Annotated in this window: 7 protein-coding genes and 1 pseudogene; 1 reads left to right on the plus strand and 7 read right to left on the minus strand. The window is 49.0% G+C overall.

Translation table 11 applies throughout. The annotated features are described in order from the left end of the window. Positions 1–124: 124 nt before the first annotated feature. The 7 genes and pseudogenes from ACYZYZ_RS09725 to sdhC all read right to left on the minus strand — a co-directional run bounded on the left by ACYZYZ_RS09725 (position 125) and on the right by sdhC (position 7,396). Complete coding sequence (locus tag ACYZYZ_RS09725) at positions 125–664, minus strand: hypothetical protein (protein ID WP_461484138.1); 540 nt, start codon at positions 662–664, stop codon at positions 125–127. A 110-nt stretch (positions 665–774) separates the two neighbouring features. Beyond that, positions 775–1,194: pseudogene (locus ACYZYZ_RS09730) on the minus strand (E3 binding domain-containing protein); the annotation flags it as partial. Between the two features lie 40 nt (positions 1,195–1,234). Further along, positions 1,235–4,066: a 2-oxoglutarate dehydrogenase E1 component gene (locus ACYZYZ_RS09735; RefSeq protein WP_461484139.1), complete on the minus strand. Its 2,832-nt coding sequence runs from the start codon at positions 4,064–4,066 to the stop codon at positions 1,235–1,237. Between the two features lie 91 nt (positions 4,067–4,157). After that, positions 4,158–4,862, minus strand: coding sequence for a succinate dehydrogenase iron-sulfur subunit (locus ACYZYZ_RS09740; RefSeq protein WP_305171032.1), 705 nt, complete (start codon positions 4,860–4,862; stop codon positions 4,158–4,160). A gap of 17 nt (positions 4,863–4,879) precedes the next feature. Next, complete coding sequence (gene sdhA, locus ACYZYZ_RS09745) at positions 4,880–6,652, minus strand: succinate dehydrogenase flavoprotein subunit (RefSeq protein WP_305171033.1); 1,773 nt, start codon at positions 6,650–6,652, stop codon at positions 4,880–4,882. A gap of 4 nt (positions 6,653–6,656) precedes the next feature. Then, positions 6,657–7,025 carry a succinate dehydrogenase, hydrophobic membrane anchor protein gene (gene sdhD / locus ACYZYZ_RS09750; protein WP_305171034.1) on the minus strand — a complete coding sequence of 123 codons (369 nt, stop codon included), beginning with the start codon at positions 7,023–7,025 and terminating at the stop codon, positions 6,657–6,659. Further along, positions 7,022–7,396, minus strand: coding sequence for a succinate dehydrogenase, cytochrome b556 subunit (sdhC, locus tag ACYZYZ_RS09755; protein WP_305171035.1), 375 nt, complete (start codon positions 7,394–7,396; stop codon positions 7,022–7,024). The genes sdhD and sdhC overlap by 4 nt, the downstream gene beginning before the upstream one ends. A 339-nt stretch (positions 7,397–7,735) precedes the next feature. Here sdhC and ACYZYZ_RS09760 point away from each other — a divergent pair. Further along, positions 7,736–9,001 (plus strand): citrate synthase (locus tag ACYZYZ_RS09760; RefSeq protein WP_461484140.1); only part of this gene is annotated, 1,266 nt, incomplete at its 3' end.

Below are 9,001 nucleotides of genomic sequence, written 5' to 3' on the forward strand. Positions count from 1 at the left end.
TGGTTCTATCTTTTTTATCCCTATGCCAAATCAGTTCTTCATTATCAACATCACTTTGAAAAGTTCTAAAGTGTTGTCGTCCATCAAACATATCATACTGAATATCATCAATATAAGGTTTCATCTACCAGTAAAAATTACCTCCACCAGACATACCTAAACTTTTGGCATATCTTGGCAAGTTACAAGCCCAATAAGCAGGTTTTGTTTTATCTTTTTGTTGATCGCATTGATGACGAGCAGCAAAAGATTTTCTTGCCTCTGGATTATTCATCTTTACAGATAATCCTGTTGTATCTCCCCAAGTGACTTTTTTAATCTTATCACCATCACGGACAAATACATAAAACTTTTTCGGTCCACCTCTTTTTGGCTTATTTAAAGGTGGTGTCTTTTTGTCTTCTTCTTCGATTGGTATATCTAAAGGAACTTTCTGACCTTCATATAAACCAAATTCGCCAATGTCTGACTCTATTAATTGTTTATCCCAATCAGATAGTTCAGTTAAGACGCCTTCTTTGTACAATTCTCTGGCTTCTCTAAACAATCTATAAAATTCTTCACTATGAAGTCTATAGATATTTTCAGCAAACGGTATATGATTTTCAACGTGATACATTACCGACTTACTAATCTTATCTTTATAGTCACCAAAACTTAACATTATATCTTCTCCATCATTCGTTTCACTACTTCATCCAACTTAGAACGCCATTCTTCAGCGTATCTTTTCTTATATTTATCTATTGTTTCATCTGAAAGTGACCATTTTTCAACATCTTCTTTGGTAATGCGGCCATCTTTACCCGTACCGGTAACTTGCTGCAGGTCAATGCCCTTCTCTTCAGCAAGTTTACGTGCTGCAGGGCTGGCAATAGTGTCACCGCCAGCTTCATCATCTGTCGATGCTTCTTCAGCTGCGGCTGCCGGCGCAGCAGCCGGAGCGGACTCAACAGCTCCAGCCACCACCTTGGCAATGACTTCATTGCTGAGAACCACATCGCCCTCACCCTTAAACACTTCCTGCAAAGTGCCATCGGCAGGGGCTACCACTTCCAGCACCACCTTATCGGTCTCGATATCCACGAGCAGTTCATCCCGAACTACGGTATCACCGGGTTGTTTATGCCATGTAGCAATATTCCCTTCCTGAACAGATTCGGGGAATGTAGGCGCCTTAATTTCAATGCTCATTTTTTATCATTTCCTTGGTCGAGGATGGCCCTCTGGCCACTTAAAAACTCAAAGCTTCGTTAACAAATTTTGCCTGCTCTTCGAGGTGAGCAGACATGTAACCTGCAGCGGGAGCAGCTGACGCGGCTCGGCCGACATAGCGTAAAGGCAGAGATGGTTGATAGTTGTCGATCACTGCGCGCATGTGATGCTGGCTGCTATACCATGCGCCCTGGTTAATCGGTTCTTCCTGACACCAGACGACCTCTTCAAGCGCAGTATATTGCTGCAATACCGACAGCAGAATCTCGTCAGGGAACGGATACAATTGCTCAATACGCACCATGGCGATATCGTCAATACCACGGGACTCCCGCTCTTCAAGGAGATGGTAGTAGACCTTTCCTGAACAGAGTATCAATCGACGCGCTTTTTTCGGATCAATTTCGCTATCACCGATAACCGTTTGGAACTCTCCATTGGCCAGGTCTTCCAGAGATGAGGTGGCCAGCTTGTGTCGCAAAATCCATTTCGGGCTCATGACAATCAACGGACGACGCATGGGCCTGATTGCCTGACGACGTAACAGATGGAACATTTGGGCAGGTGTAGTAGGAATACATACCTGAATATTGTGCTCTGCGCACAACTGCAGGTAGCGCTCCAGGCGCGCCGAAGAATGCTCGGGGCCCTGGCCTTCATAGCCGTGTGGCAACAGCATGGTTAGACCACACAAGCGTCCCCACTTGTGCTCGCCACTGGTAATGAACTGGTCAATGACAACCTGGGCGCCATTAGCAAAGTCACCAAACTGGGCCTCCCAAATTACCAGACCTTTCGGAGCAGTAGTGGCATAACCGTATTCAAAACCGAGAACAGCTTCCTCAGAGAGGAAAGAATCATAAATATCAAACAAAGGCTGATCTTCAGACATGTGTTTGAGAGGCGTGTAAGTTTCGCCATCTTTCTGGTTGAAAACCACTGCATGTCTATGGGAGAAGGTGCCCCGGCCGATATCCTGACCCGTCATTCGAACCGGGTAACCTTGCTCCAACAGAGTCCCATAGGCCAGTAACTCGCCCATGCCCCAGTTAAGTTCGAGAGCACCGCCAGCCATTTTGCGTCGATCGTCGTAGATTTTCTCTACTTGCCGCTGAATAACAATCCCTTCAGGAATGTGACAGATCCGGTTAGCCACCTCTTTTAACGCAGGCAGCGGGTAGCCGGTATCAGCGGGCGTTGTCCACTCGTGCCCCAGGTAAGGAGTCCAGTCTACAAACAATGCCTCATCCGGCTCGGAAACCAGCTTGTTAACGACATTCACTCCACGATCCAGGGTATCCCGATAGGCAGTCAACATGTTCGCTGCCTCATCTTTAGTGAGAATACTTTCGCTGACCAGCTTGTCCGCATATAGCTCACGGGTGGTTTTATGCTTTTTGATGATTTTGTACATCAAAGGCTGGGTCGCCGAGGGCTCATCCGTCTCGTTGTGACCACGACGCCGGTAACAAACCAGATCAATGACAATATCTTTCTTGAACTGGTAGCGGTAGTCCATGGCGAGGAAGGTACAGAACATCACCGCATCAGGGTCATCACCATTGACATGGATAATGGGTGCCTGAACCATCTTAGCGATATCTGTACAGTATTCGGTAGAGCGACAATCTTCCCGTCGACTGGTGGTGAAACCTACCTGGTTGTTGATGACGAGGTTAACGGTACCGCCTGTTTTATAGCCCCGGATCTGGGACATTTGCAGGGTTTCCATCACCACACCCTGACCAGCAAAAGCCGCATCACCATGAACGAGAATGGGTACTACCTTGTTGCCTTCCGGATCTACCCTGCGGTCTTGTCGAGCGCGAGCAGAACCCTCAACCACCGGCGATACGATTTCAAGGTGAGATGGGTTAAAGGCCAATGCCATGTGCACTTCACCACCCGGCGTCATCACGTTGGAGGAAAAGCCCTGGTGATATTTCACATCACCGGATGTGTCCACATGGCGCTTGCCTTCGAACTCTGCAAACAAGTCTGCTGGATTCTTACCCAGCACATTGACCAGCACATTGAGGCGACCACGGTGAGCCATCGCCAGAACAATTTCTTTTGCCCCGTATTCTCCGGCGCGCTCAATCAAGCCATCTAGCAAGGGAATCAGAGACTCACCGCCCTCCAGTCCAAACCTTTTGGTACCGGGATACTTCGAATCAAGGTGCCGTTCTAGACCTTCTGCAGCAGACAGTCGTTGCAGCACATGCTTGCGCATCTCGTTGTCGTAGGTAGGCTTCGAACGAACACTTTCTAGACGCTGCTGCAGCCACTGCTTTTCAGCCAGATCAGTGATGTGCATCAGCTCGACGCCCACGTGGCGACAGTAGGTTTCCTCAAGAGCAGCAATAATGTCTTTTAGCGGTGCTTCCTGCTTGCCTATAAACAACGTACCACATTGGAACGTTGTATCCAGGTCAGCTTCTGTCAGCCCATGGTAGTTCAGCTGCAGATCCGGCACCTGCTCGCGTTTCATAATGCCGAGTGGATCAAGGTTAGCTTTCTGATGGCCTCGGTTACGATATGAACTAATCAGCTGCAAGACCTTGACCTGCTTCCGCTCATGCTCAATATTCATGCCACCTGAACCAGGTGCAGGCGTGGGCCGTGCACGGCGACGACCAAGCAGCTCGAAATAATCCTGTATGGTTGCATGAGAGACATCAGCACCAGAATGGCCGTTTACTCTCGGAAGGGAGTCAAAGAATGAGCGCCATTCTTCGGGCACTGCATTGGGGTCGTGTAGGTATGTTTCGTATAAATCTTCGATATATGCGGCGTTCCCACCAGAGAGATGGGAAGAGCGCAAAAATTGCTGCATGATGCTTTCAGGCATCGAAAGGTTCCCTATAGTATGAAAGCAGGATCATCAAGGCCCTCTTTTGACGGAGGGCCCGATGGGTTGTCATTATTATGCGTCAGCATTATTAGGTAGCGCTTCTCAACAACATGTTTCTGATGTGGCCTATTGCCTTTGTCGGGTTCAACCCTTTAGGGCAAACAGAGACACAGTTCTGGATACCATGACAACGGAATACGCTGAAGGGATCATCCAGATTTGACAAGCGATTTTCTGTGTCAGTATCACGACTGTCAATCAGAAAGCGGTAGGCCTGGAGGAGACCAGCGGGACCGATGAATTTGTCCGGGTTCCACCAGAAGGAAGGACAGCTGGTAGAACAACAAGCACAAAGGATGCACTCGTAGAGGCCATCCAGCTTGGCGCGATCTTCCGGAGACTGCAAACGCTCGATCGCAGGTGCCGGTTGATTGTTCACCAGGTACGGCTGAATTTTTTCGTACTGAGCATAGAACTGGCTCATATCAATGACCAGATCGCGCACCACGGGCAGCCCTGGCAGCGGACGCAGTACCAGTTTGTCACCCTTCACACATTCAGATAGTGGAGTAATACAGGCCAGGCCATTCTTGCCGCTGATGTTCATACCATCAGAACCACACACACCTTCACGACATGAGCGACGATATGCCAGTGTCGGATCCTGAGCTTTAAGTAAACCAAGAACATCCAGCACCATCAGGTCCTTACCTGCGGTATCAACCTCATAGTCCTGCATGTACGGCGCTTCGTCCACATCAGGGTTATAACGATAAATAGTTACATTCAACATGGTTCACTAACCTTTTATTAGTAGGTACGCGCCTTCGGTGCGAAGGCTTCCATGGTTTTGGGTGAGAAGTTCACACTGCGTTTGCCCACTCGCTTGTCGCTGGGGAAATAAACAGAGTGACACAGCCAGTTTTCATCGTCGCGCACGGAGTAATCTTCCCTAGCGTGAGCGCCGCGGCTTTCTTTACGCTCCTCTGCAGTAATTGCAGTTGCTTCTGCCACCTCAAGAAGATTTTGCAATTCGAGAGCTTCAATACGGGCTGTATTGTAGGTGTTGCTTTTATCATCGAGGCGAACGTTCTCAATGCGGGGGCGCAATGCTTCAAGTTTCTTAATGCCTTCCTGCATGAAGTCACCGCGACGAAACACACCAAAATAGTTCTGCATGATATTCTGCAACTCGGTGCGCAGTTCAGCAGCGCCTTCCCCATCATTACTGCTATTAACTCGATTGAGGCGTGCCATCGCGGCGTTTACATGCTCATCCGTAGGGTCATCCATATTGATACCTTCACGGAGAGCCTTTTCAATGAACAGGCCAGAGGAACGACCGAATACCACCAGGTCGAGCAGTGAGTTACCACCTAACCGGTTAGCACCATGAACTGACACACAGGCCGCCTCACCGCAGGCGTAGAGGCCGTTAATGACCTTTTCTTTGCCGTTAGAATCCAGTGTTAAGGCTTGGCCCTCAACATTGGTGGGAATCCCTCCCATCATATAGTGGCAGGTTGGTACAACAGGAATAGGCTCACTAACCGGGTCGACATGAGCAAAGGTTCTTGACAGTTCGCAGATACCGGGCAAGCGGCTTTCCAGTATCTCTTCACCCAGGTGATCTAACTTCAAGTAGACGTGATCACCATTTTCACCACATCCGCGACCTTCGAGAATCTCAAGCACCATTGAACGTGCAACAACATCTCGCCCCGCAAGGTCTTTGGCATTAGGAGCATAACGCTCCATAAAGCGTTCGCCATCTTTATTGATCAGGTAACCACCCTCACCCCGACAACCTTCAGTGACTAAAGTACCAGCACCATGGATGCCGGTCGGGTGAAACTGCCACATTTCCATATCCTGCACGGGGAAGCCGGCACGAAGCGCCATGCCAATCCCGTCACCGGTATTAATGTGGGCATTAGTGGTGGATGCATAGATACGGCCTGCACCACCGGTGGCCAATACTGTTGCTTTGGATTTTACAAAAACGGTTTCGCCCGTTTCGATATCGATCGCAATAACACCAACAACTTCGTCATTGGCATTTTTCACCAGATCTACCGCAAACCATTCATTAAAGAAGACGGTATTGTTTTTGACATTGTTCTGATAAAGAGTGTGCAGTAATGCGTGACCAGTACGGTCAGCAGCAGCGCAGGTACGAGCAGCCTGACCGCCCTCACCAAAATTTTTGGACTGACCACCAAAAGGACGCTGATAGATACGGCCTTCTTCGGTACGTGAGAATGGCAAGCCCATGTGTTCCAGCTCGAAGACCGCTTCAGGGCCGACTGAACACATGTATTCAATAGCGTCCTGATCACCAATATAGTCAGAACCCTTGACGGTGTCGTACATGTGCCAGCGCCAATCATCATTTGGGTCATCACTGGCAATTGCACAGGTAATACCACCCTGAGCTGACACGGTGTGCGAGCGAGTAGGAAACACCTTGGAAATAACAGCTGTTTTATAACCGGACTGAGCCAGTTGCAACGCGGCGCGCATACCGGCGCCACCACCACCGACGATAACGCCGTCGAAGGAAATAGTTCTTACGCTAGTCATGGATTTAAATTCCCCAAACGATTTCAAGAGCCCAGATGACATACACCAGTGTGACGGCAATCATTCCTAACTGCAGGAATATACGCAGTGGTGTCGCTTTTGGACCAAGCAGACGGACAGTCACATAATCAGTCAGTACTGCCCACAGGCCAATCCATGCATGGATGGCAATCGACAATACAGTCAGGACATTGAACACCTTCATGCACAGGCAGCTATGAAGGGCCACCCACTGGCTGTATTCCAGATTTGGGGTAAACAACAGATAAAATGTGATGAAAATGGCATAGGCCGCCATCACCACAGCGGTCACACGCTGTAACAGCCAGTCGGACAGGCCGCTACGACCAAAACTTGTAATATTGGTAATCATGCTACCCATACCCCCGCAAGCAAAATCAGAATGGCGGCAACAACCAGGACGATCTTCGCACCCAGGCGGCCACCTTCAAGTGTTTCACCAACACCAAAGTCCATAATAAGGTGACGAATCCCTGCCGCCATGTGATAGGCCAGTCCTGCCAAGGATGCCCATATGATCAGCTTGCAAAATGGGCTGCCCATGGTCTCCTTAATAGCATTGAACCCCTCTTCTGAGGAAAGGCTTGAGTCCAGCAACCAGAGGAATACCCCAATGGCAGCAAATAGAACTACACCGGATACCCGGTGAAGAATGGACGCGTAGGAAGTAATTGGAAGCTGAATAGTTCCAATATCGAGATTTACAGGTCTTTTCTTGTTCACGGTATATACACCTTATCTAATCTGTACAGCTAGCTATAAGATGAGTTAAATGCAAAGCAGGGAATCGGCTATACCATCGTTAGCATGCCGGGTTAGATCGGGCGGAAATTATAGGTGCATTACAAGCCGATTACAATTAAACCGTCGTTTGATTGCCAACAACCAGTGATCGGCATACGACCTATCGATAGTCGCTATTCACTGCATCGATCCTCACTTAAATTGACAATTTTTTCGAGCAGGCTATAGTTTCCCGCCTCTGATAAATTTTTCAGGTCATTTCGCAAGACTATTTACTTGCTATCCCAGATCCAGATTCCTGACTCTTAGGAGAACCCAATGAGCGATAAGAAGGTCAATCTTTCAGTTGAGGGCACAGATATCAACCTTGAGCTGCCCATTCTCAAGAGCACCCTCGGTGAAGATGTTATTGATATTTCCCAGGTACCTAAAACAGGTTGCTGGACCTACGATCCCGGCTTTGGATCAACCGCTGCCTGCGAGTCAAAAATCACTTACATCGACGGTGAAAAAGGTATTCTCCTGCACCGTGGATACCCGATTGAGCAATTGGCTGAAAAATCCAACTATCTCGAAACCTGCTACCTACTTCTTCACGGTGAACTTCCCGTAGGTACAGAAAAAGAAAACTTCCAGAAAATCATCAATCAACACACCATGGTCAACCGCTCAATTGAGCAGTTTATGTCAGGTTTCCGTTACGATGCGCACCCCATGGCCATGCTCTGTGGCGTAGTCGGTGCCATGTCATCGTTCTATCACGACTCCATGGATATCAACGACCCCGAACATCGACTGATCACAGCTCACCGTTTGATCGCGAAAATGCCTACTCTGGCGGCCATGTGCCACAAGCACTTCATTGGCCAGCCTTACATGTATCCCGACAATAGCCTGAGCTATTCAGAGAACTTCCTGCATATGATGTTCGGTACTCCCTGCGAGCCTAGCAACATCAATCCGGTCGTCGCCAAAGCCATGGATCTGTTGTTCCTGCTCCACGCTGACCACGAACAAAATGCATCCACTTCTACTGTTCGCCTGGCCGGCTCTTCAGGCGCCAACCCGTTCTCCTGTATTGCCGCAGGTATTGCTGCATTGTGGGGACCCGCCCACGGTGGCGCCAACCAGGCAGTACTGGAAATGCTGGAGCAAATTGGCGATGAGAAACACATCGACGGCTTCATCAAGCGTGCGAAAGACAAGGATGACCCCTTCCGCCTGATGGGCTTTGGCCACCGCGTTTACAAAAACTTTGATCCTCGCGCCAAGGTGATGAAAGAAGCTTGTGACGCCGTGCTCGCAGAACTGGGCATTGAAAATGATCCCCTGCTGAAAATCGCCAAGCGTCTGGAGCAAATCGCACTGGAAGACGAGTATTTCGTCGCGAAGAAACTCTACCCCAACGTGGATTTCTATTCCGGCATCATCATGAAAGCCATTGGCATTCCGACAGAAATGTTCACTGTCATCTTCGCCACAGGCCGCACAGTGGGCTGGATTTCACACTGGAACGAAATGCTCAGCAATCCCTATCGTATTGGCCGCCCGCGTCAACTGTACACAGGTTCGCCAAAGCGCGAT

The sequence above is a fragment of the Porticoccus sp. genome, from assembly GCA_023261185.1.
Lineage (GTDB): Bacteria > Pseudomonadota > Gammaproteobacteria > Pseudomonadales > Porticoccaceae > Porticoccus > Porticoccus litoralis.